The organism is Methylobacterium sp. J-067 (genome assembly GCF_022829465.1).
GTDB lineage: Bacteria > Pseudomonadota > Alphaproteobacteria > Rhizobiales > Beijerinckiaceae > Methylobacterium > Methylobacterium litchii.
The window spans coordinates 135644-156833 of record NZ_JAKSXZ010000097.1; the positions used below are offsets into that span (position 1 = coordinate 135644).

19 protein-coding genes are annotated in these 21190 nt (G+C 70.1%); 7 read left to right on the plus strand and 12 right to left on the minus strand.

Features of this window, described 5'->3' with window-relative positions:
* Positions 1-107: 107 nt before the first annotated feature.
* The gene (gene groL / locus MKK52_RS11585; protein ID WP_243954003.1) at positions 108-1751 is read right to left on the minus strand and encodes a chaperonin GroEL; all 1644 of its coding nucleotides are present in this window, start codon (positions 1749-1751) and stop codon (positions 108-110) included.
* Between the two features lie 84 nt (positions 1752-1835).
* Positions 1836-2126: a co-chaperone GroES gene (groES, locus tag MKK52_RS11590; RefSeq protein ID WP_238249590.1), complete on the minus strand. Its 291-nt coding sequence runs from the start codon at positions 2124-2126 to the stop codon at positions 1836-1838.
* Between the two features lie 205 nt (positions 2127-2331).
* On the opposite strand from groES, the gene MKK52_RS11595 reads away from it, so the two are divergent.
* Positions 2332-3267, plus strand: a complete 936-nt coding sequence (locus tag MKK52_RS11595) for a magnesium transporter CorA family protein (protein WP_243954004.1) — start codon at positions 2332-2334, stop codon at positions 3265-3267.
* Between the two features lie 12 nt (positions 3268-3279).
* Here the strand turns inward: MKK52_RS11595 and pdeM are convergent, their stop codons facing one another.
* The 3 genes from pdeM to MKK52_RS11610 are packed head-to-tail and all read right to left on the minus strand — an operon-like array spanning position 3280 to position 7507.
* The gene (pdeM, locus tag MKK52_RS11600; RefSeq protein WP_243954110.1) at positions 3280-3993 is read right to left on the minus strand and encodes a ligase-associated DNA damage response endonuclease PdeM; all 714 of its coding nucleotides are present in this window, start codon (positions 3991-3993) and stop codon (positions 3280-3282) included.
* A 53-nt stretch (positions 3994-4046) separates the two neighbouring features.
* Positions 4047-6554, minus strand: coding sequence for a ligase-associated DNA damage response DEXH box helicase (locus MKK52_RS11605; protein ID WP_243954111.1), 2508 nt, complete (start codon positions 6552-6554; stop codon positions 4047-4049).
* Complete coding sequence (locus MKK52_RS11610) at positions 6551-7507, minus strand: alpha/beta hydrolase (protein ID WP_243954005.1); 957 nt, start codon at positions 7505-7507, stop codon at positions 6551-6553. The genes MKK52_RS11605 and MKK52_RS11610 overlap by 4 nt, the downstream gene beginning before the upstream one ends.
* Positions 7508-7705: 198 nt before the next feature.
* Here MKK52_RS11610 and MKK52_RS11615 point away from each other — a divergent pair, with 198 nt between their 5' ends.
* On the plus strand, positions 7706-8035 hold the full coding sequence (locus MKK52_RS11615; RefSeq protein ID WP_243954006.1) for a DUF6460 domain-containing protein: 330 nt from the start codon (positions 7706-7708) through the stop codon (positions 8033-8035).
* A 150-nt stretch (positions 8036-8185) separates the two neighbouring features.
* Positions 8186-9451, plus strand: a complete 1266-nt coding sequence (locus MKK52_RS11620; RefSeq protein WP_243954112.1) for an MATE family efflux transporter — start codon at positions 8186-8188, stop codon at positions 9449-9451.
* A gap of 7 nt (positions 9452-9458) precedes the next feature.
* Here the strand turns inward: MKK52_RS11620 and MKK52_RS11625 are convergent, their stop codons facing one another.
* Positions 9459-9776 (minus strand): hypothetical protein, encoded by a 318-nt coding sequence (locus MKK52_RS11625; RefSeq protein ID WP_243954007.1) that lies wholly within the window; start codon positions 9774-9776, stop codon positions 9459-9461.
* Positions 9777-10032: 256 nt separating this feature from the next.
* On the opposite strand from MKK52_RS11625, the gene MKK52_RS11630 reads away from it, so the two are divergent.
* Entirely contained in the window at positions 10033-10926 is an 894-nt protein-coding gene (locus MKK52_RS11630; RefSeq protein ID WP_243954008.1) for an HpcH/HpaI aldolase/citrate lyase family protein, read from the plus strand.
* Here MKK52_RS11630 and MKK52_RS11635 read toward each other — a convergent pair.
* Entirely contained in the window at positions 10923-11996 is a 1074-nt protein-coding gene (locus MKK52_RS11635; RefSeq protein WP_243954009.1) for a quinone-dependent dihydroorotate dehydrogenase, read from the minus strand. The genes MKK52_RS11630 and MKK52_RS11635 overlap by 4 nt on opposite strands.
* On the minus strand, positions 11993-12343 hold the full coding sequence (locus tag MKK52_RS11640; protein ID WP_243954010.1) for a DUF952 domain-containing protein: 351 nt from the start codon (positions 12341-12343) through the stop codon (positions 11993-11995). The genes MKK52_RS11635 and MKK52_RS11640 overlap by 4 nt, the downstream gene beginning before the upstream one ends.
* 237 nt (positions 12344-12580) lie before the next feature.
* Between MKK52_RS11640 and MKK52_RS11645 the strand changes: the two genes are divergently transcribed.
* From MKK52_RS11645 to MKK52_RS11655, 3 genes are all read left to right on the plus strand, one after another.
* Positions 12581-13213: a helix-turn-helix transcriptional regulator gene (locus MKK52_RS11645; RefSeq protein WP_243954011.1), complete on the plus strand. Its 633-nt coding sequence runs from the start codon at positions 12581-12583 to the stop codon at positions 13211-13213.
* 75 nt (positions 13214-13288) lie between these two features.
* The gene (locus MKK52_RS11650; protein ID WP_243954012.1) at positions 13289-14362 is read left to right on the plus strand and encodes a two-component system sensor histidine kinase NtrB; all 1074 of its coding nucleotides are present in this window, start codon (positions 13289-13291) and stop codon (positions 14360-14362) included.
* Positions 14363-14468: 106 nt separating this feature from the next.
* On the plus strand, positions 14469-15428 hold the full coding sequence (locus tag MKK52_RS11655) for a TIM44-like domain-containing protein (RefSeq protein WP_243954013.1): 960 nt from the start codon (positions 14469-14471) through the stop codon (positions 15426-15428).
* 22 nt (positions 15429-15450) lie between these two features.
* Here MKK52_RS11655 and rsmA read toward each other — a convergent pair whose 3' ends face one another.
* The 4 genes from rsmA to lptG all read right to left on the minus strand — a co-directional run bounded on the left by rsmA (position 15451) and on the right by lptG (position 21183).
* On the minus strand, positions 15451-16314 hold the full coding sequence (gene rsmA / locus MKK52_RS11660; RefSeq protein WP_243954014.1) for a 16S rRNA (adenine(1518)-N(6)/adenine(1519)-N(6))-dimethyltransferase RsmA: 864 nt from the start codon (positions 16312-16314) through the stop codon (positions 15451-15453).
* On the minus strand, positions 16311-17414 hold the full coding sequence (gene pdxA / locus MKK52_RS11665) for a 4-hydroxythreonine-4-phosphate dehydrogenase PdxA (protein ID WP_243954015.1): 1104 nt from the start codon (positions 17412-17414) through the stop codon (positions 16311-16313). Before pdxA ends, rsmA begins: the two co-directional genes overlap by 4 nt.
* A 35-nt stretch (positions 17415-17449) precedes the next feature.
* Entirely contained in the window at positions 17450-20020 is a 2571-nt protein-coding gene (locus tag MKK52_RS11670) for an LPS-assembly protein LptD (protein ID WP_243954016.1), read from the minus strand.
* Between the two features lie 74 nt (positions 20021-20094).
* Positions 20095-21183 carry an LPS export ABC transporter permease LptG gene (gene lptG, locus MKK52_RS11675; protein WP_243954017.1) on the minus strand — a complete coding sequence of 363 codons (1089 nt, stop codon included), beginning with the start codon at positions 21181-21183 and terminating at the stop codon, positions 20095-20097.
* Positions 21184-21190: the final 7 nt, after the last annotated feature.

Here is a 21190-nt window from a genome sequence, read left to right on the forward strand (position 1 = left end):
GATTGCTTCGCTTCGCTCGCAATGACGGGGGCGGGGTCGGATGAAACCCAAAAGAAAAGGGGCCGCCTCGCGGCGACCCCCTTCCCGTTTCGTCAGGTGGCGCGGACTTAGAAGTCCATGCCGCCCATGCCGCCGCCGCCCGGCATCGCGGGGGCGCCGCCGTCCTTCTTCGGGGCGTCGGCCACCATGGCCTCCGTCGTCACCAGCAGGCCGGCCACCGAGGCGGCGTCCTGAAGGGCGGTGCGGACGACCTTGGCCGGGTCCACGATACCGGCCTGGATCATGTCGACGTACTCTTCGGTCTGGGCGTTGAAGCCGAAGGTCTCGGAGTCCGTCTTGTCGGTGATCTTGCCGACCACGATCGAGCCCTCGACGCCCGCGTTCTGGGCGATCTGGCGGATCGGGGCCTCAAGGGCCTTGAGGACGATCTTGATGCCGGCCTGGACGTCCGGGATGTCGGACTTCAGCTCGGCAACCGCCTTCTTGGCGCGGAGCAGCGCGGTGCCGCCGCCGGGGACGATGCCCTCTTCCACCGCAGCGCGGGTGGCGTTGAGCGCGTCGTCGACGCGGTCCTTCTTCTCCTTCACCTCGACCTCGGTCGCGCCGCCGACGCGGATCACCGCGACGCCGCCCGCGAGCTTGGCCAGACGCTCCTGCAGCTTCTCACGGTCGTAGTCCGAGGTGGTCTCCTCGATCTGCGCCTTGATCTGGCTGATGCGACCCTCGATCTCGGACTTCTCGCCGACGCCGTCGATGATCGTGGTGTTCTCCTTCTCGATGCGGACGCGCTTGGCGCGGCCGAGCATCGGGAGGGTCACGTTCTCGAGCTTGATGCCGAGGTCTTCGGCGATCATCTGGCCCTTGGTCAGGATCGCGATGTCCTCGAGCATCGCCTTGCGACGATCACCGAAGCCCGGAGCCTTCACGGCCGCGACCTTCAGGCCGCCGCGCAGCTTGTTCACGACGAGCGTGGCGAGCGCCTCGCCCTCGATGTCCTCAGCGATGATGACGAGCGGCTTGCCGGTCTGCACCACGGCCTCGAGCACCGGCAGCATGGCCTGGAGCGACGAGAGCTTCTTCTCGTGGATGAGGATGTAGGGGTCCTCGAGCTCGGCGACCATCTTCTCCGCGTTCGTGATGAAGTACGGGGAGAGGTAGCCGCGGTCGAACTGCATGCCCTCGACGACGTCCAGCTCGGTCTCGGCGGTCTTGGCCTCCTCGACGGTGATGACGCCCTCGTTGCCCACCTTCTGCATGGCGTGGGCGATCATCTCGCCGATCTCCTTGTCGCCGTTGGCGGAGATCGTGCCGACCTGGGCGACCTCGTCGGAGGTCGAGACCTTCTTGGCGCGGGCGATGATGTCCTTCACCGCGGCGGCCGTGGCGAGGTCGATGCCGCGCTTCAGGTCCATCGGGTTGATGCCGGCGGCCACGTACTTGGCGCCCTCGCGAACGATGGCCTGGGCCAGCACGGTCGCGGTGGTGGTGCCGTCACCGGCGATGTCGTTGGTCTTCGAGGCCACTTCGCGCACCATCTGGGCGCCCATGTTCTCGAAGCGGTCGGCGAGCTCGATCTCCTTGGCGACCGTCACACCGTCCTTGGTGATGCGCGGGGCGCCGAAGCTCTTCTCGATCACGACGTTGCGGCCCTTGGGGCCGAGCGTCACCTTGACGGCGTCCGCGAGGATGTCGACGCCGCGAAGCATCTTGTCGCGGGCGTCGGCGGAGAAACGAACGTCTTTCGCTGCCATGTCCTAAGCTCTTTCGGTTCGAGGATGCCCCGAGGCCGGGTTCGGCCTCAAAGGGGCTTCAAAGCTGTCTGGGTCGGATGGGGGTCAGAGGTTGACCACGCCCATGATGTCCGACTCCTTCATGATGAGGAGGTCTTCGCCGTCGATCTTGACCTCGGTGCCCGACCACTTGCCGAACAGGACGCGGTCGCCGGCCTTGACGTCGAGGGGGTTCACCCGGCCGTTCTCGTCGCGGGCGCCCGGCCCGACGGCGATGATCTCGCCCTCTTGCGGCTTCTCCTTGGCGGAATCGGGAATGATGATCCCGCCCTTCGTCCTCTCTTCGCTCTCGATACGGCGGACGACCACTCGGTCGTGCAGCGGACGGAACTTCATGAGCTGCCCTCTTGCTTCAGGTCTGGAGATGGCGTTGATGCGGCCCGGCGGGTCGCCTCGACCCCATAGTTAGCACCCTTGTTAGCACTCTCGTTTGACGAGTGCCAACGTGGGGGCGAGATAGCCATCGCGGTGTTCCGAGTCAAGATGGTCGCACCCATCGGGGCCGCGTGACGGCCCATGCCTGCCAGGATCGCCACCCGCCATGCTGAAGAAACACGGGGCGGTCTGGATCGACCTGTTCGACCCGTCGGCCGAGGAGGTTGCGGCGGTGGAGAAGGAGACCGGGCTGCGCATCCCCACGCGCGCCGCGCTCTCCGAGGTGGAGACGTCGAGCCGCCTGCGCCGGCTGAAGGGCGGGCTTTCGCTCTCGACGCCGATGATCACCTTCGAGCAGGCGGATTCGCAGCTGAAGCCCCTCGGCTTCCTGCTGACGAAGGACCACCTCGTCACCGTCCGCTTCCACGATCTGCGCGCCTACGGCCACGCGGCCAAGCGCCTGTCGGAGGAGGAGGCGGGGGATCCGGCCGAGACCTTCATCGTCCTGCTGGAGGAGCTGGTCGACAGCCTCGCGGACGCGCTGGAGGAGATGGCCGGCGACCTCGACTCGCTGTCGAGCCGCATCTTCGACTTCGACGTGCGCGGCCCCTCCGCCCGGCGGATGGAAGAGCCGCCGCCCCGCCGCCGCGACCTCGCCCTCCGGCGCATCCTGCGGGCGATCAGCCGCCGGGGGAAAGTGCTCGGCAAGGTGCGCGCGAGCCTGCTCGGGCTGGAGCGCATCCTGCCCTTCGTGTCGAGCGCCTGCGACGGGCTCGAACTCAACGACGACGGGCGGTTCGAGACGATCCGCCGGGACATCGAATCGCTGGATGAGTTCGAGACGCGGCTCGCCGAGAACGTTCAGTTCCTGCTCGACGCGGCCCTGGGGCTCATCAACATCGAGCAGAACAACGTCTTCCGGGTGCTCACCGTCGTCTCGGTGGTGGGGGTGCCGCCGACGCTGATCGCGTCGATCTACGGCATGAACTTCAAGAACATGCCGGAGCTCGACTGGACCTACGGCTATCCCTACGCCCTGGGCCTGATCTTCCTCAGTGCGGTGATGCCGATCATCTACTTCCGCATCAGAGGCTGGTTCTGAGCGAGACCGTCGTCAGTCGCGCGCCAGTTGCGCCCGGCCGATGGCGAAGACGCGGCCGTCGCCGAGAAGGTAGGCCGTGAAGCCCTTCGGGAAGGCGGCGTCGAAGGCCTTGTCGCGCACGTTCAGGCCACCGGCGAAGGCGCCGAGCGCCGGCATGATGAGGCGCTGACCGTCGGTGACGAAGCAGCGGCGGCGCACGGCCCGGCCGCGGGCCGCCACCTTTCCGCAAGGGTGAAGGTGGCCGGCAATCTCACCGGAGGAGGGGGCAGGGCCCGGCTCGTGGCGCAGCACGAGGTTGCCAAGGGTCAGCGCCTCGGCGTAGCGCCCGCCGACGCCCTCCTGCACCGCCGCGTCGTGGTTGCCGGCGATCCAGACCCAGTCGCGCCCCTCCTGAAGGGCGGCGACCATCGCCCGGTCGCCGGGCTCCATGCGCTCGGGGCCGCGCGCATCGTGGAAGGAATCGCCCAGCGCGACGACGCGGGCGGGGTCGTGGCGCACGATGGCCTCGTGGAGGCAGGCCAGGGTCTCGCGGGTGTCGTAGGGCGGCAGGAACTGGCCCGACCGGGCAGCGAAGGCGGAGCCCTTCTCCAGATGGAGGTCGGAGACGATCAGCGTGCGGTGGGCTTCGAGCCAGATCCCGCCACAGAGATCGAGGGTGAGCACTTCGCCCGCAACGGTGATCGTCGGGTGCTTCTGTGTCTTCTCGAGTCGGAGTCCGGCCGCCACCAGGGCATCCTCTATCGCGTCGGGGGAGGGCGAACCGTCGTGCGGGCCTCGGCTCAAGCCAGGGCCTCCTGAAGAAGCTCCGCCTCCGCCTCGGCCAGAATCTCGTCCGCTCCCTCGCCGTAGACCCGCTCGCGGCCGATCTCCAGCATCACGGAGACGGACAGCGGCGACACCCGGTCGAGGGCGCGATGGATGATTCGCCCCTGGATACGCTCTAGCATCACGCCGAGCCGCCTGACGTCGAGGAGTCCGGTTGCCGCATCCTGCCGCGCGGCGGCGAGCAGCAGGTGGTCGGGCTCGTGCTTGCGCAGCACGTCGAAGATCAGGTCCGTCGAGATCGTGACCTGACGGCCGGTCTTCTTCTGGCCGGGGTGGTGGCGCTCGATCAGCCCGGCGATCACGGCGCATTGCCGGAAGGTGCGCTTCATCATCGCCGATTCATCGAGCCACGCTTCAAGGTCGTCGCCGAGCATGTCCTCGCCGAACAGCTCGCCGATGAAGTCGGGGTCGAACGCGGCCCGCTCCGAGATGTCCCGCGTCATCCAGATGGCGATGCCGTAATCGTTGGCCGCGAAGCCGAGGGGCCGGAGTCCCGCCCGTTCGAGGCGCCGGGTGAGCAACATGCCGAGCGTCTGGTGGGCGAGCCGCCCCTCGAAGGGGAAGGCGGTGAGGTAGTGGCGCTTGCCGCGCGGGAAGGTCTCGACGAGCAGGTCGCGCTCCCCCGGCAGAACCGAGCGGCGGCGCTGCTGCACGAGGTAATCGCCGATGGAGGTCGGAAGCCGGTCCCACTCGAACGGGTCGGCGATGATCGCCCGCACCCGCGCCGCCAGGAAGGTCGAGAGGGGGAACTTGGATCCGGCATAGGAGGGGATCGCCGGGTCGGTCCCCGGCGGGGCGCGGGTCACGAGGGCCTCGTCCTCGGCCAGCCCCTCGAAGCGCAGGGTCTCGCCCGCGAACAGGAAGGTGTCGCCAGGCGTCAGGGTGTCGGCGAACTCGTCCTCGATCTCCCCGAGCACGCGGCCGGTCTTCGGCAGCACCGTGCCGGGCTTGCCGCGCAGGCTCCGGCCGAGGCGCACCTTCACCCGCGCCGCCTCGACGATGGTGCCGACATTCATCCGGTAGTTTTGCGCCGTGCGGGCGTCGCGCACCCGCCACAGCCCGTCCGGCCCGCGCAGGATCTTGGCGAAGCGCTCGTAGGCCCGCAGGGCGTAGCCACCGGTCGCCACGTAGTCGATGACCTGCTCGAACCGCTCCCAGGTCAGCCCGGCATAGGGCGACGCCGAAACGATCTCGTCGTAGAGGGCGCTCGCGTCGAAGGCATCGGCGCAGGCCATGCCGAGGACGTGCTGAGCCAGCACATCGAGGGCGCCCACGCGGGCGTCGGGCGTGTCCTGGGCGGCCTCCTCGACGGCATCCAGCGCCGCCTGACATTCCAGCATCTCGAAGCGGTTGCCGGGGACGAGATAGGCCTTGGACGGCTCGTCCATCCGGTGGTTGGCCCGGCCGATCCGCTGCATGATCCGGCTCGCCCCCTTCGGCGCGCCGACATTCACGACGAGATCGACATCGCCCCAGTCGATGCCAAGGTCGAGGGTCGCGGTGCAGACGATGGCCCGCAGGCCCCCCGACGCCATCGCCGCCTCCACCCGCCGCCGCTGGGCGGCGTCGAGCGAGCCGTGGTGGATCGCGATGGGCAGCGTGTCCTCGTTGAGGCGCCACAATTCCTGGAAGGTGTACTCGGCCTGGAGCCTTGTGTTGACGAAGACGAGGGTCGTGCGGTGCTCCTTGATGAGGTCGTAGATCGCCTCCATCGAGTGCCACGCCGTGTGGCCGGAGATCGGCAGCGGGCGGCCGAGGTCGAGCATCCGCAGATCGGCGCGGGCCCCGCCCGCCACCACCACGAGGTCGGCGAGGGGCGCCGCCTCCGCGCGGCCCTGCGGCACGAGATAGCGCCGCAACTCATCCGGCTCGCGCACGGTGGCGGAGAGGCCGATCGAGACGAGGCCGGGGCTCAGCGTGTGCAGCCGCGCCATCGCGAGGGAGAGGAGGTCGCCCCGCTTCGAGGTGACGAGCGCGTGCAGCTCGTCGAGGATCACGCAGCGCAGGCCGGCGAACAGGTCGGCGGCCTCGCGGTGGGCGATCAGCAGCGACAATTGCTCCGGCGTCGTGAGCAGGATGTCGGGCGGGCGGCTGACCTGCCGGGCGCGTTTGTGGGACGGGGTATCGCCCGTGCGGGTCTCGACACGGACGGGCAGGTCCATCCCCTCGATGGGCGCGTCGAGGTTGCGGGCGATGTCGACAGCCAGCGCCTTCAGCGGCGAGACGTAGAGCGTGTGCAGGGCGGGCTTCTTCGCCTTGCCGCCGCCGCGCTCGGAGAGCGCAACGAGGCTCGGCAGGAAGCCGGCCAGCGTCTTGCCCGCGCCGGTCGGCGCCACGAGGAGCGCGGAGCGCCCCGCCCGCGCGAGGCGCAGCAGGTCGAGCTGATGGCTGCGGGGCTCCCAGCCCCGCGCGGCGAACCACGCCCGGAAGGCTGGGGGGAGATCGTCCGCCCGGCCGCTCAGGCGAGGGCCATGAGGAAACGATCGATCAGTTCGAGCGCGCGCTCGCTCATCGCGCCGGGATGGCGCACAAAGATGTGGCACCCCCCCGGATAGATCGCCGTGTGCCCGCCATTGCCCGCCGCCGCCCAGCGCGCGGACATGTAGAGCGTGTCGTCGATCAGCGGATCGCAGGTGCCGACCGTGAACAGGGCCGGCGGCAAGCCCTTGAGGTCGGCGTAGATCGGCGAGACGTCCGGCCGGCGCCGGTCGATCCCCTCGCGCACGTAGCCGTCCGCGAAGCGGGTCAGGTCCTCGGTGTTCACCACGAGGCGTTCCGACCCCCAGTTCCGCACGGACGGCGTAAGGCCGAGATCGAAGAAGCCGGCATTGAGGTTCGCCCCACGGAAGGCACGGCCGAGCCCGTGCTTGTCGCGCAGGCGCAGCATCACCATCACGGCGAGGTGGGCGCCCACCGATTCACCACCGATGGTGAGAGCCGAGACGCCGAACTCAGCCCGGCCCTTGCCGACGAGCCAGAGCGCCGCCGCCTCGCAATCGAGGAGGGCGGCCGGGTAGGGGTGTTCGGGGGCGAGCCGGTATTCCACCGAGAGCGTGACGAACCCGCAGGTGTCGGCGACCCGCTCCAACCAGGGGTCCTGCTCGTCGGCCGAACCCCAGATCCAGCCGCCGCGATGGATGTGCAGATAGGCACCGCGCACCTTCGCCCCCGGCTTCGGCCGGATGCAGCGCACGCGCAGCGGGCCGTCCGGCCCGTCGATGGTCAGCCATTCGGCCCGCGCGCTGCGCGGCATGGCCGGGGAGGCCTGGGTGCCGGCCCGGCGGCGGGCGCGCACCTCCGCAATCGGCAAAGTCCAGGGGTCCGGCTGCGCGGCATGGGCCGCGACGATCTCGGCATTCAGCCGTTTCGTCTCGGGATCGATCGTCGCCGGGTCGAACAGGGCGTGGTCGATCATTCTCTCGTCTCTGTCGGCCGGCGGGGCTCGGGCGGCATCCCGACCATCTTGGCGTGAGTCGCCATGCTTGCCATCTGGGGCGGGGCGGCGAAATCCGCCACTGTCGCGGATGTCACCGGCTTTCCCGCCGGTGTGGTGCGACGGCCACGGTTATGCCCGGTTCCGGGACGAAGTTAGGGCGCTCGAGCGAGACGAACGATGCTTCTCAACCACGATCGACACCAGACCGGCGCGCCGCCCCATTCCGCCTACCCGACGGGGCAACCCTCGACCCTGCGCCGGTTCCTCGGCGGATCGCCCGCCGGCGTGTTCCTGCGCCTGCTGTTCCTGTCGATCCTCGTCGGCGCCTTCATGTCGATGCTCGGCGTCACGCCGCGTCTGCTGTTCTGGCGCGCGGTCGATTCGATCCAGGACCTCATCCATCTCGCCACAACCCAATTGCACGACCTGACCGGCTGGGTCGTGGCCGGCGCCCTCGTCGTGGTGCCGCTCTGGCTCGTCGCCCGGCTGTTCGCCGTCTCGCGCTAGGAAAATCCCGGCGTCGCGTGCGCTGGCGCACGGACGCCCCCACCATCGCGGCGGGACGGCTTTGAGACCGTCCGTTCAGCGGGTCCCGCCGTGACCGCCTCCGCCGCCATCCCCGTCAATCACGCCCGCGTGCTGCGGCTCGCGCTGCCGATGACGCTCGCCAACGTGACGACGCCGCTGCTCGGCTTCGTCGGCGCAGCGGTGATCGGGCGGCTCGGGGATGCGGCCCTGCTCGGCGCCATCTCGCTGGGCGCCGTCATCTTCGATGCGATCTTCTGGTCCTTCGGCTCGCTGCGCATGGCGACGGCGGGGCTCACCGCCCAGGCGGTCGGCGCGGGGGACCGGTCAGAGGTGGACCGCACCCTCGCCCGCGCCCTCGCGGCCGGCGCGCTCGCGGGCCTCGCCATCGCGCTGCTGCAATGGCCCCTCGGGCAGGCGGCGTTCGCGGTGAGCGGCGCGAGCCCGGCGGTGGTCGCGGCCCTGTCGGCCTACTTCCACATCCGCATCCTCTCGGCGCCCTTCGTGCTGGCGAACTACGCCCTGCTCGGCTCGGTGCTCGGCCGGGGGCGGACCGATCTCGGCCTCGTGCTGCAGGTCGCGATCAACCTCATCAACATCGCGCTCACCCTCGCCCTGGTGCTCGTGGCCGATCTCGGTATCGCGGGGGCGGGTCTGGCGGCGCTCGGTGCGGAGGCCGCAGGGCTGGTGCTCGGGCTGTTCGTGGTCTCGCGGCTAGGCTCGCGACCGTTCCGGGTGCCGCTGGCGGAAATCCGCGACGCGGCGGCGCTGAAGCGGACGCTGGCCGTGAACATCGACGTCATCCTGCGGACGCTCGCGATCATCGCGGCCATCGTTACCTTCTCGGCGCTCGGGGCACGGCAGGGTGACGTGATCCTCGCCGCCAACGCCGTCCTGTGGAATCTCGTGCTGATCGGCGGCTTCTTCCTCGACGGCTTCGCCACCGCCGCCGAGACCCTGTGCGGGCAATCGGTCGGCGCACGCGACGCGGCCTCCTTCCGCAAAGCCGCCTCGCTCAGCCTGCGCTGGTGCCTCGGGTTCGGACTCGCGGTGAGCCTGCTGGCGCTGACCGGCGGGGGCGCCTTCATCGATTTCGTGACGACGAACGGCCCCGTCCGCGAGGCGGCGCGGAGCTACCTACCTCTGGCCGGGCTCGCGCCCGTCGCGGCGGCCTCGGCCTTCGCCTACGACGGCATCTTCATCGGCGCGACATGGACCCGGGCGATGCGCAACCTCATGCTCATCGCCCTGGCCGTCTTCACCGTCACCGTCGCGCTGGTGCAGGCCCTGGGCCTCGGGAATACGGGGCTCTGGATCGCCCTCATCGTGTTCCTCGCCGCGCGGGGCATCGGCCAGCGGATCGCCTATCCCGGTCTCCTGCGGCGCACCTTCGCCTGAGCGAGGCTCAGCGCGGATCCTTCCACGTCGTGGCCGTCGCCACCGTCGCCGGGCGGGGGACCGTCGCCTCGGCCCGGCGCTGCGGCGCCCGGCGCGCAGAGGCCACGCGACGGCTGCGGCAGACATGGCGGCGCCCGCCGCGCTCCGACGAGTTGCCGATCACGCCGCCGATCACGGCCCCCGCCACGGCGCCGATGGGGCCGCCGACGAGGGCGCCCGCCACGGCGCCGGAGCCGACGCCGATGGTCGTGCGGCTCTGCGCCGAGGCCGCCTGCGGCGTGGCGAGGAGGCCGGCGAGCGCCAGCATCAGGAAAGTCCGTCTCATCAATAAGTCCAAGATTGCAGTGCGTTCGGCGGGCTTAGAATTGCCGACAGTGACGAAAGCACGGCCGTCGTCTGTTCTCGGGCGGGTGTCAAACCGTCCGGGCCCTCAATCGCCGATGCAAAACACCGATGCCCTGCGCGCCGCCGTCGTTTAGTGTGCGGCGCAACGCGACCACACCGGAACGGGCCACCGGCCGGGCGAAGGGTCGACCGATGAACAGCCGCGGCCGGAGGGCCGCGAGGGAAGGATGGTGCCGATGGCCACGCTGACCGATCTCCGCCTGCGCCGCAGTGTGCTCTACATGCCGGGCTCGAATCAGCGGGCGCTGGAGAAGGCCAAGTCGCTCCCCTGCGATTCCATCATTCTCGACCTGGAGGATGCGGTCGGCCCCGACGAGAAGGAGACGGCGCGCGAACAGGTCTGCGCGGCGGTGAAGAACGGCGGCTACGGCGAGCGCGAGCTGATCATCCGCGTCAACGCGCCGCAGACGCCCTGGGGTGAGGCGGATCTGCACGCCGCCATCGAGGCCAAGCCCGACGCGATCCTGATGCCCAAGGTGTCGTCTCCCGCCGTGTTGGAGAACATCGCCGACCGGCTCGAATCCCTCGACGCGCCGGATGATATCCGCATCTGGGCGATGATCGAGACGCCGGCCTCGATCCTCAACATCCACGACATCGCCAAGGCCCGGCGCGACCACCGCAACCGGCTCGCCTGCTTCGTGCTCGGCACCAACGACCTTTCCAAGGACACCTGGGCCAAGATCGTGCCCGGCCGCGCGCCGTTCATGCCGTGGATGATGACCGTCCTGGCCGCCGCCCGCTCGGAGGGCCTGACCATCCTCGACGGCGTGTTCAACGACATCTCGGACGTGGAGGGCTGCCGCGACGAGTGCCGTCAGGCGCGCGATCTCGGCTTCGACGGCAAGACACTGATCCATCCGAGCCAGTTGGAGCCCGCCAACACCTCCTTCGCCCCCACGGAGGAGGAGGTGCGCCGGGCCAAGATGGTGATTGAGGCCTTCGAGAAGCCGGAATACGCCAAGCGCGGCGTCATCAAGCTCGAAGGCCGGCTCTACGAGCGCCAGCACCTCGCCATGAACCGCCGCGCCGTGAACTGGGCGGAGGCGATCCAGGCCAAGGGGTTCTAGGCGTCCGCCAGAGCCCGCGCGTCGCGGCCGACGAAGGCGGCGATCGACGTGCCGCCCTCGGCGCGGACCCGCTCGGCGAGGCCGCGCTTGATCCGCCCGACCAGACCCGGCCCCTCGTAGACCAGGGATGAGTAGAGTTGCACGAGGCTCGCCCCGGCGCGGATCTTCGTCCAGGCGGTCTCGGCGGAATCGACCCCGCCGACCCCGACGAGGGGGATCGCGTGGCCGACCCGCTGCCACGCCTGCGCCAGCATCCGCGTCGCCGGGACGAAGAGGGGACGGCCGGACAGGCCGCCGGTCTCACGGGCGAGCGCGCCCTCGCGTAGGCTCGCGGGCCGGTCCACGGTGGTGTTCGAGACGACGAGCGCCTGAACACCCCGCCGCAGGGCGGTGGCGCAGACGGCGTCGAGGGCATCGAGCGCCATGTCCGGGGCGATCTTGAGCAGGATCGCCGCCCCGGCGCCGGCCGCATCGCGGGCCGCGACGACGCGGGCCAAAAGCTCGTCGAGGAAGGCTTCGCCCTGCAGGTCGCGCAGGCCCGGCGTATTCGGTGAGGACACGTTCACGGTGACGAAGGCGACATGCGGCACCAGCGCCGCCGTGCAGGCGGCGTAGTCGGCGAGGCGGTCGGTCGAGTCCTTGTTCGCTCCGATGTTGACCCCGACGAGACCCGCTCGCCCGGCCCGCGCCTTCAGCCGCGCGGCCACCACGTCCAGCCCCTCGCTGTTGAGGCCGAAGCGGTTGATTACCGCCCGGTCGGCGGGCAGCCGGAAGACGCGGGGCTTCGGATTGCCCGGCTGCGGCCGGGGCACGACGCCGCCGACCTCCACGAAGCCGAAGCCGAGGCCGAGCAGGGCATCCGGCACCCGCGCGCCCTTATCGAAGCCGGCGGCGAGGCCGACCGGGTTCGGGAAGCGCCGGCCGAGGACATCGACCGCGAGGCAGGGATCGTCGGGGGCGGGCGAGGCCGCCGGCAGCGCCGCGAGGGCGCGGATCGTCAAGTCGTGGGCGCGCTCGGCGTCGAGCCGATGCAGCAGGGGCCGCACCAGGGGAAAGGCCGCGTCGATCATTGCGGGGGGATCCCCTCCGGGAAGCTGTGGCGCCCATCCGGGCCGAGGGGCATCTCCTCGACCGAGACCACCGCCGAGAGCGGCAGGTCGCCGTAGAGATGCGGGAACAGGTCGCCGCCGCGCGAAGCTTCGTAGCGCAGGGCCTCGCCCAGCCGGTCGCCCTCGACGGCGACGAGGAGCAGGTCGTCCTGCCCGGCGAAGTGGCGGGCGGCGGTCTCGGCCACCTGCGCGGCGGTGGAGAAATGGATGAACCCGTCCGCGACATCCACCGGCGCGCCCGTGAAGCGGCCCTGGCGCTCGGCGTCCCGCCACAGGCTACGCGGACAGATCTTGTAGATGAGCGGCATGGTCAGGTCCCTCGTGCGGGTCGGATAGAGCGAGGCCCGTTCCGCGGCAACAGCCGAAAGCACGGAATCCAGTCTTTCTGAACGGTCACTTGAGTCTCGATTGCAATCGGCGCGGTATAGTTCTAGTTTCCTAGAATTAGGCTGCGCGTCTCAGCCATGCCGGCTATCGGATTGTATCCGGCGCGGAACAGGCGGGCCGAGGTCTCCGGACCGTTTTGACCAGACTCGGCGGGTCGCATGCTGTCGCACGAACAGATTTGGAACGCCATCGACCGCCTCGCCGAGCGCCATGGCTATTCCGCCTCCGGCCTCGCCCGCAAGGCCGGGCTCGATGCCACGAGCTTCAACCGCTCGAAGCGGGTCGGCGCGGACGGGCGCAAACGCTGGCCCTCCACCGAATCGATCTCGAAGGTTCTAGCCGCCACCGGGGCGAGCCTGGATGAATTCCTTCGGCTCATCGAGGCCCGCGCCGTACCCGCCCGGACCATGGTCCCGCTGATCGGGCTTACGCAGGCGGGCTCGGGCCGGGTCTTCACCGACGACGGCATGCCGACCGGCGGGCCGGGCTGGGAGGAGATCGAGTTCCCCGACCTCGGCGAGGAGCGCGCCTTCGCCCTGGAGGTGCAGGGCGATTCGATGAATCCCCTGTTCCGCGACGGCGATGTGCTCATCGTTTCGCCCACCGCGAGCGTGCGCAAGGGCGACCGGGTCGTCGTACGGCTGCATGGCGGCGAGGTCCTGGCGAAGGAGCTGCGGCGGCGCACCGCGCGAACCGTCGAACTCGCGTCTCTGAACCCGGAGCATGCCGACCGGGTGCTCAACATCGGCGAGATCGCCTGGATGGCCCGCGTCATGTGGGTCCGCCAGTAAGGACCGCCCGCTCTTGGCCGGGCCGGCGGCAGCGGCTATCGCTCCGGCAGGCGAGGACATTTGGCGAAGGCGGGGATGGCGCAGCGCGACACGGATCCCGGCGAGGCCGCACGCACGGTACTCGCCGCCCTGCCGACCCCGAGCCTCACCCTCGCTGCGGACGGCACGATCCTGTGGACCAACCCGGCCTTCGACGCTCTCACCGGGCACGGGCCGTCGGCGCTTGCGGGCCAGGGGCTGGAGGCGCTCGCCTGCCCCGGCAACGCCGCCGCCGACGCCGCCCTCGACGCGCCGCAGGAATTCCTGGCCCGCCGCGCGGACGGCGCGACCTTCTGGGCGAATCTGACCCTGGCGCCCTTCGCGGAGGACGGGCAGAAGATCGGCCAGATCCTCGACGTGACGGCCCGGCACGAGGCCGAGGCGGCCCTCGCCCTCTCCCGCCAGCGCGAGGCCCTGGGGCTCCTGACGAACAGCGTCGCCCACGAGTTCAACAACTTCCTGCAGATCCTGATCGGCTACATCGACGGGTTGAAGCGCCGCCTCGGCGACCGGCAGGAGCCGTTCATCCAGCGGGCGATCTCCCGCTCGGCCGACGCCACCGAGCGGGCCGCGATCCTCACCCGGCAATTGCTGGCCTATTCCCGCCGCATCGCGCCCGATGTCCGCCCCGTGGACCTCGACGCGCTCATGGCCGATCTCGGCGGGCGGCTGGCGGGCGACCTGCCGCCGGGGATCCGCCTTGCCATCGAGCAGACGCCCGGGCTGCCGCGGGCGATCACCAACCCGACGCAGATCGAGTTCGCCCTGCGGCACCTCGTGGCCAATGCCTGCGAGGCCATGCCGGACGGGGGCACGCTGACGCTCTCGACCTTCCGCATCGAACCCGGCGACCGCTCGCTGCAATATCCCGGCGCCGGCGCGGTGGGGATCGTGGTGGGCGATACGGGGCAGGGCATGTCGCCGGAAATGCTGGCGCGGGCGCTCGCCCCGTTCCAGACCAGCCGGGAAGCGGGGAGGGGCGCGGGCCTCGCCATCGTCCACGGTTTGATGAAGCGCCAGAACGGCACCATCTCCCTCGACAGCGAACCCGGCGGGGGCACGCGCGTGCGCCTCGTCCTGCCGGCGGCCCCGGAACGGACCCTGCACTGACGCGGTGAACTGCGCAGCTTGCGGGATGACGGACTAAAATCCCCGCCCATCCGTTCCCATATGATCACTGGCGGCTTCGTCGCCGGTTCGTCTTCAGAGGCGTTTCATGTCGACCATCCAATCGCGCAGCCGGCGCAAGGCGGCCCTCCTGGCGCTCGCCGCAGCGCTGACCGTCGCGGCCCCGATCGCCGAGGCTCGGCCCGGCGGCGGCGGATCCATGGGTTCGCGCGGCTCGCGCACCTACACCGCGCCCTCGGCCACCCCGACCGCCCCCGGCGGCGGCATGACCATGCAGCGTAGCCAGACCTCGCCCTCGCCGGGCATGACCAATCCCGGCATGGCCAATCCCGGCATGCAGCCCTCAGGGCGGCGGTTCGGCGGCGGCTTCTTCGCGGGCCTGCTCGGCGCCGGCCTGCTGGGCGCGTTGCTCGGCGGCGGCTTCTTCGGTGGCCTCGGCGGTCTCGCTTCCATGATCGGCCTGCTGTTCCAGGTCGGCCTGCTCGTGGTCGTCGTGATGCTGGCGATGCGGTTCTTCCGCCGCCGCAACGGCGAGCCGGCCGCCGCCAGCTACGCCCGCACCGGCCCGAACCCTGGCAACGGCGGCCCGATGGGCGGCATGGGCGCTGGCCCGATGGGCGGCACGCCGCGCCAGCCTCAGATGCGTCAGGTGCAGATCGGCCCGAACGACTTCCAGGCGTTCGAGCGGCTGCTCGGCGACATCCAGGACGCGTATTCCCGCGAGGACCGCGTGACCCTGTCGAACCTCGCGACCCCCGAGATGGTCGGCTACTTCGATGAGGAGTTGCAGGGCAACGCCTCGCGCGGTGTCGTGAACCGCATCTCGGACGTGAAGCTCCTGCAGGGCGACCTCGCGGAGAGCTGGGGCGAGGACCGCACCGACTACGCCACCGTCGCCATGCGCTACGCCCTGAAGGACGTGACTATGGAGCGGGGCAGCGGCCGGATCGTCGCCAACGGCGACCCGGAGGCGACCGAGCTCTGGACGTTCCAGCGCCAGCCCGGCCGGGGTTGGATCCTCTCGGCGATCCAGCAGACCACCCGCTAAGGCCTCCACAGGCCGGCGCCCCTCAGGCGCCGGTCTTTTTTCTGTCCGCGTCCCAGGCGTTGGCCAGGGCGACGAAGCCCTCCACCGGGATCTCCTCCGCCCGCGCCGTTTCCACGATGCCCACCGCGCCGAGCAGGGGCGACGGATCGGGGATGAGCGCCTTGAGGCTCTGGCGCAGCATCTTGCGCCGCTGGCCGAACGCCGCCCGCGTCACCGCTTCCAGCGCACCCGCCCGGCAGGGCAGGGGCGCGGCGCGGGGCACCAGCCGCACCACGCTCGACGTCACCTTGGGCGGCGGCACGAAGGCGGAGGGCGCGACGTCGAACAGGATCGACGCCTCCGTCCGCCAGCCGCACAGCACCCCGAGCCGCCCGTAATCCGCCCGCTCCTCCGGCGTGGCGACGATGCGCTCGGCCACCTCCCGCTGGAACATCAGCACCGCGCTGTCCCACCACGCGGGCCACGCCTCGCCGGTGACCCAGCCGGTGAGCAGCGCCGTGCCGACATTGTAGGGAAGGTTCGCGACGATCCGCGCCTTGCCGTCGCCGACGACGGGCCGAGGATCGAAGGCGAGGGCGTCGGCGTCGATCACGTCGAGCCGTCCGGGATAATGCGCGGCGATCTCGGCCAGCGCTGGCAGGGCTCGCGGATCGCGCTCGATCGCCACGACCCGCTCCGCCCCCTCGGCCAAGAGGGCGCGGGTGAGCCCGCCGGGACCGGGGCCGACCTCCACCACCGTCACCCCGTCGAGGGGCCCGGCGGCGCGGGCGATGCGCCCGGTGAGGTTGAGGTCGTAGAGGAAGTTCTGGCCGAGCGCCTTCTTCGGTTCGAGGCCGTGGCGCGCCACCACCTCCCGCAGAGGCGGCAGCCCGTCGGATGCGCTCACAATTCGTCCTCGGGATCGAAATGGTTGGTGCCCGGCGGACGCTGCCGCCCGGCATAGACGCTCATGGGATTGGCCGAGTCCCGCTCGAACCGGGGGACGGTGCCGGCCAGCCGCTTGGCGAGCCGAATCGCGGCGATCAGGCTGTCCGGCCGGGCGATGCCCTGCCCGGCGATATCGAAGGCGGTGCCGTGGTCGGGCGAGGTCCGCACGAAGGGCAGGCCGAGGGTCACGTTCACCCCGTCATCGAAGGCAATGGTCTTGATGGGGATGAGAGCCTGATCGTGGGTCGGGGCGAGGGCGACGTCGTAGGTCGCCCGCGCGCGGGCATGGAACAGCGTGTCGGCCGGCAGCGGCCCCCGGATGTCGATGCCCTCGGCGCGCAACCGCGCGACGGCGGGCGCCAACACGTCCCGGTCCTCGTGGCCCATCGTGCCGGCCTCCCCGGCATGGGGGTTCAGCCCGGCGAGGACGAGGCGCGGCTCGGGCAGACCGAACCGCTCACGCAGGTCGCGGGCGACGATGCGCGCAGTCTCGTCCACGAGGTCCTGGGTGAGCAGATCGGGCACGTCGCGCAAGGGGACGTGGATCGTCACCGGCACGACGGCCAGCGTCTCGCTCCAGATCATCATCACCGGCCGGGGCGGGGCGACGCCCGGCGGCACCGCGAGCGCCGCCAGGAACTCCGTGTGGCCGGGATGGGCGAAGCCCGCGCGGGTGAGGACGTGCTTGGCGATGGGGTTCGTCACCACCGCCGAGGCGCGACCGGCCTTCACCAACCCCACGGCGGCGCTGATCGATTCGATCACCGCGCCCGCATAGCCGGAATCGGGCAGGCCGGGGGTCGCCTCCACCGTGGCGCCGCTCGGCAGCGGGACGACGGGCAGGGCGCGGGGGAACACCTCGGTCGCGGTCTCGGGATCGACTTCCGCCACGGGAACGAGGCTGCCGAGGCGCGAGGCGAGGCGTTCGAGGAAGGCAGGATCGCCGAGCACGAAGAACGGCGGCAGCGGGTTCGGGCCGCCGCGTTCGAGCCACGCGGCGAGCGCCAGTTCCGGACCGATCCCGGCGGGATCGCCGAGGGTGAGGGCGAGGGAAGCCATGGCGCTCTATACCGCGCCCCGCGCCGCCCGCGCCATCACCGCGCCGAGGCGATACCGTCCGCCGTGGTCGCGATGCCGACGTTCTGGCGCAGGTCTGCCTCGCCCAGCGTCTTCAACTCGACCCGGAGCAGCACCGTCTGGTTGCGCTCGCGGACACCGGTCGCCGTGGCGATGGGCGAGTTGATGTAGTTGAGCGTGACGGTGGTGCACTCGTCCTGATAGCCGCCGCCGAAGCTCGCCCCGGCGAAGTAGAACCGGCCGGGATTCTCGTAGAGCGGCGCCGCGCCGATCGGGTTGGCGAGGTAGCCCGCCAGGGCGTCGGTGTAGGTGTTGCGCACGTCGAGGTAGTGGGTCAGGTCGAGGAGCATCGAGCCCGAGACGAACCAGTTCGGCGTGATGTTGTAGGTGGCCGAGGCCGTCACGCCCTCGCGGTAGTGGCTGTAGCCCAGCAGCGGCTGCGCCTCGTAATACGAGTAGAACAGCGAGGTCGTGAGCGGCACGAACGGGGCGAAGCGGGCCGTGACGCCCGTCTCGAACCGCGCGACGTGGAAGTCCGACTGGTTGAACCGCGCCCGCGTGATGAACGTGATGTTCTGGTTCGGCGAGACCTGGAAGCGGCCGACATAATCCGAGAGCGTCTTGTCGAGGCCGGATTCGAGGCCGGTGTTGGCGAGGTCGCCCCGGCGGAACGAGTTCACGCCGGCGAGCTGGATCGACTCGCCGAACATCACGTTCGCGTACCAGCCCGAGGGCGTGACGACGGAGTACTGGCCGCCGAGATTGGTGCGGATGCCGCCCTCGACGCGGTCGTAGCCGGAGAACTTGTCCCACTCAAACAGCGACGTGTCGTCGAAGACGAGGCTCTGCGCGTCCTCGTTCGGCAGGCGGCCGATCTTGGTTTCGGACGGGCGCAGCAGAAGCTGGCCGATGGGCTCCAGGGTGTGGACGCCGAACCCGCCGAAATTCGCGACGAACGGATAGCGGTAATCGAGGCCGACCGTCGGCATCACCCGGCCGGACAGGCCGTCATCGATGCGCGCCACCGAGGGGGCGAGGTCGTTCTGGTAGCCCGACAGGTTTGGATTCACGAAGAACGCATCCGCCCGCAGCGAGGCGAAGGGCGTGAACTTCTGCCCGTAATCGTCGATGAAGCTGCGCCGCCACGTCAGCTGCGCCGAGGCGCGGGTGTCCTGCCCGGCCAGCCCCTGGATCAGGCAGGCGCCGCGCACGAACACCGCGCAGGTCTGGTAAAGCGGGAAGCTGATGCCGTTGATGCTCGGCGAGAACTGATAGGTCGTGGTGCGCGGCAGGCCCTGGTACTGGGTCACGTCGCGGTCGAGGCTGGTGATGTTCGCCTGGAAGCGCAACTCGCCGCCGATCTCGGACGGGCCGTTGATGCGCTTATCGTAGTCGATGACCGGCGCGACGATGGGCTGCTGCTTCTGCCAGTCGAAGCTCGACAGGCCTTTGAAGTAGTAGCCGCGCGCGTCGAAATACGAGCGGTCGCCCTGGCCGGTCAGGTAGGCCGTGGACACCGCCTCGCGGAAGAAGTCCGTGGTGATGGACTGGTTGCGGATGCGGTAGTTGTCGAGGAACCACTTGTCGGTGACGCCGACGACATCCCAACCCGTGCGCCAGCGCTCGTTGATGTAGAACCGGCCCTGGCTCTCGATGGAGCCCCGGAAGTCGCGCTCGCCCGCGCCGAGGGGGCTCGGCAGGAAGGCCGAGGGCGTCGTCTGCGAGATGCCCGACAGGCGCAGGGAGTAGAAGCCGTTGTCGAGGCGGTGGCGGAACTCGGCCTGCCCGAGCACGCCCTGGCGGCTCAGAAGGGTCGGCGTCAGCGTCAGGTCGTAGTTCGGCGCGAAATTGATGAAGTACGGCAGGGACACGCCCTTGCCGAGCGCCGTGGTCGAGATGAAGCGCGGCGTCAGGAAGCCGGTCTTGCGCCGCTCGCTCGGGTCCGGGGCCTCGAAATAGGGCAGGTAGACCACCGGGATGCCCGCGATCTCGAGGGTCGATTCCTCGAAATAGATCGTGTGCGTCTCGTTGTTGTGGATGATCTTCTGCGCCTTGATCTGCCACAGCGGCGGCTTCTCGGGCGCGTTCTTGCACGGCTCGCAGGCGGTGTAGCTGCCGTTGTCGAAAGAAGTCTGCTCGCCGTCCACCCGCTCGCCGCGCGGCGCCGAGAAGCGCACCCGCACGGTCTCGTTCTTCCGCTCGACGGATTGCTGCACCCGGAGCGAGTCCACGAAGCCGGTCTTGAAATCGTCGGTGAGCTCCATGCGCTCGCCGGTCACGACGCCGCCATCGGACTCGGTGAGGCGGACGTTGCCCTCGGCGAAGACGCGGCCGGTGCCCCGGTCGTAGCGCACGCGGTCGGCCTGCAGGGTCCGCGGGCCGTAATGCAACTCCGCGTTGCCGCGGGCGGTCACGGTGTTGTGGTCGTTGTCGTAGACGAGCTCGTTCGCCTCGACGAGGAGCTTCTCGCCCGGCTTGCCTTTGGGCGCGGGAATGCTTTGGGCGTGCCCGCTCGATACGGGCAGCACCGCGACCGTCAGAGCCACCGCGAGACCGGCGCTCCGCAGGATGTCGGCGACCTTACGCAACGCCAGTCCCAACTCCTGTGACGACTTCCGCCACGACACTCACACTCGTCTCCCGACCCAAGGGGCCGCAGGCTTCAGCCGTCCTCTTGGTACAGAAGCGCGAGCGTACCGAGAAGACTTCCTACCACCGCCGGGAACCAGGCAGCCACAGGTGTTGCAACCAAACCCGAGGCGCCGAGCCCTTCCATGATCTGGCGCACCACGTACAGGGTGAACCCCGCCGCGACGCCCCCGAGGACGAGTTTTCCAACGCCACCAAAGCGGAAGAACCGTAACGAAACGGTTGCGGCGACGAGAACCATCGCCACGAACAGAATCGGCCTCGCCCACAGGACATCGTACTGCAGCCGGTACCGGGTCGCATCCAGCCCCGCCCGCTCGGTCTGTGCGATGGTGGCGGGCAGTTGCCAGAAGGGCACAGATTCCGGGCTGGTGAAGCGCTGCCGCACCCGCTCCGGCTGGAGGTTCGAGGCGATGAGGTAGGTGCCGAAGCTTTCCGGCGGCGCGTCCGGCCGCATGATGCGGGCGTCGGTCAGCTCCCAGAATCCGTCGTGCAGAATCGCACGCGCCGCGACGATCTGCGAGGTGAACTCGCCGTGATCGTCGAAGTTGAACACCCCGACCCCCGCCAGCGTGGTGGTGCCCTCGATCGCCGTCTCGGCGCGGATGATGGCCTCGCCGTCGATGCTCTTCTGGCGCAGCCACAGGTCCTTGCCCGAGGACGCCTTGGTGGATTTGGCGAAGATCTTGGCCTCGATCTCGGTGGAGCGCTGCTTCAGCATGGCCGAGACGGGGTTGTAGACCCCCACCGCCACCGCCCCGAGGGCGAGGGCGACGAACAGGCCCGGTTGCAGGAACTGCCACGCGGAGATGCCGGCGGCGCGGGCCACCACCAGTTCCAGCTTGCGCGACAGTTGCAGCATCGCCGCCATGGAGCCGAACAGCACGGCGAAGGGCAGCACGCCCTCCGCTACGGTGGGCGTGCGGTACAGCGACAGTTGCGCCATCAGCCCCGGCGAGGCCCCCTGCGCCTCGCCCGCCCGGCGCAGAAGCTCCACGAAGTCGAGGGTGTAGACCAGGGCGAAGACGGTGATGAACACGCCGAGCACCGTGCGGGCGAAGCGCGCAGCGAAGTAGCGTCCGAGGGTGGGGCCGATCAGCATCGCGGGA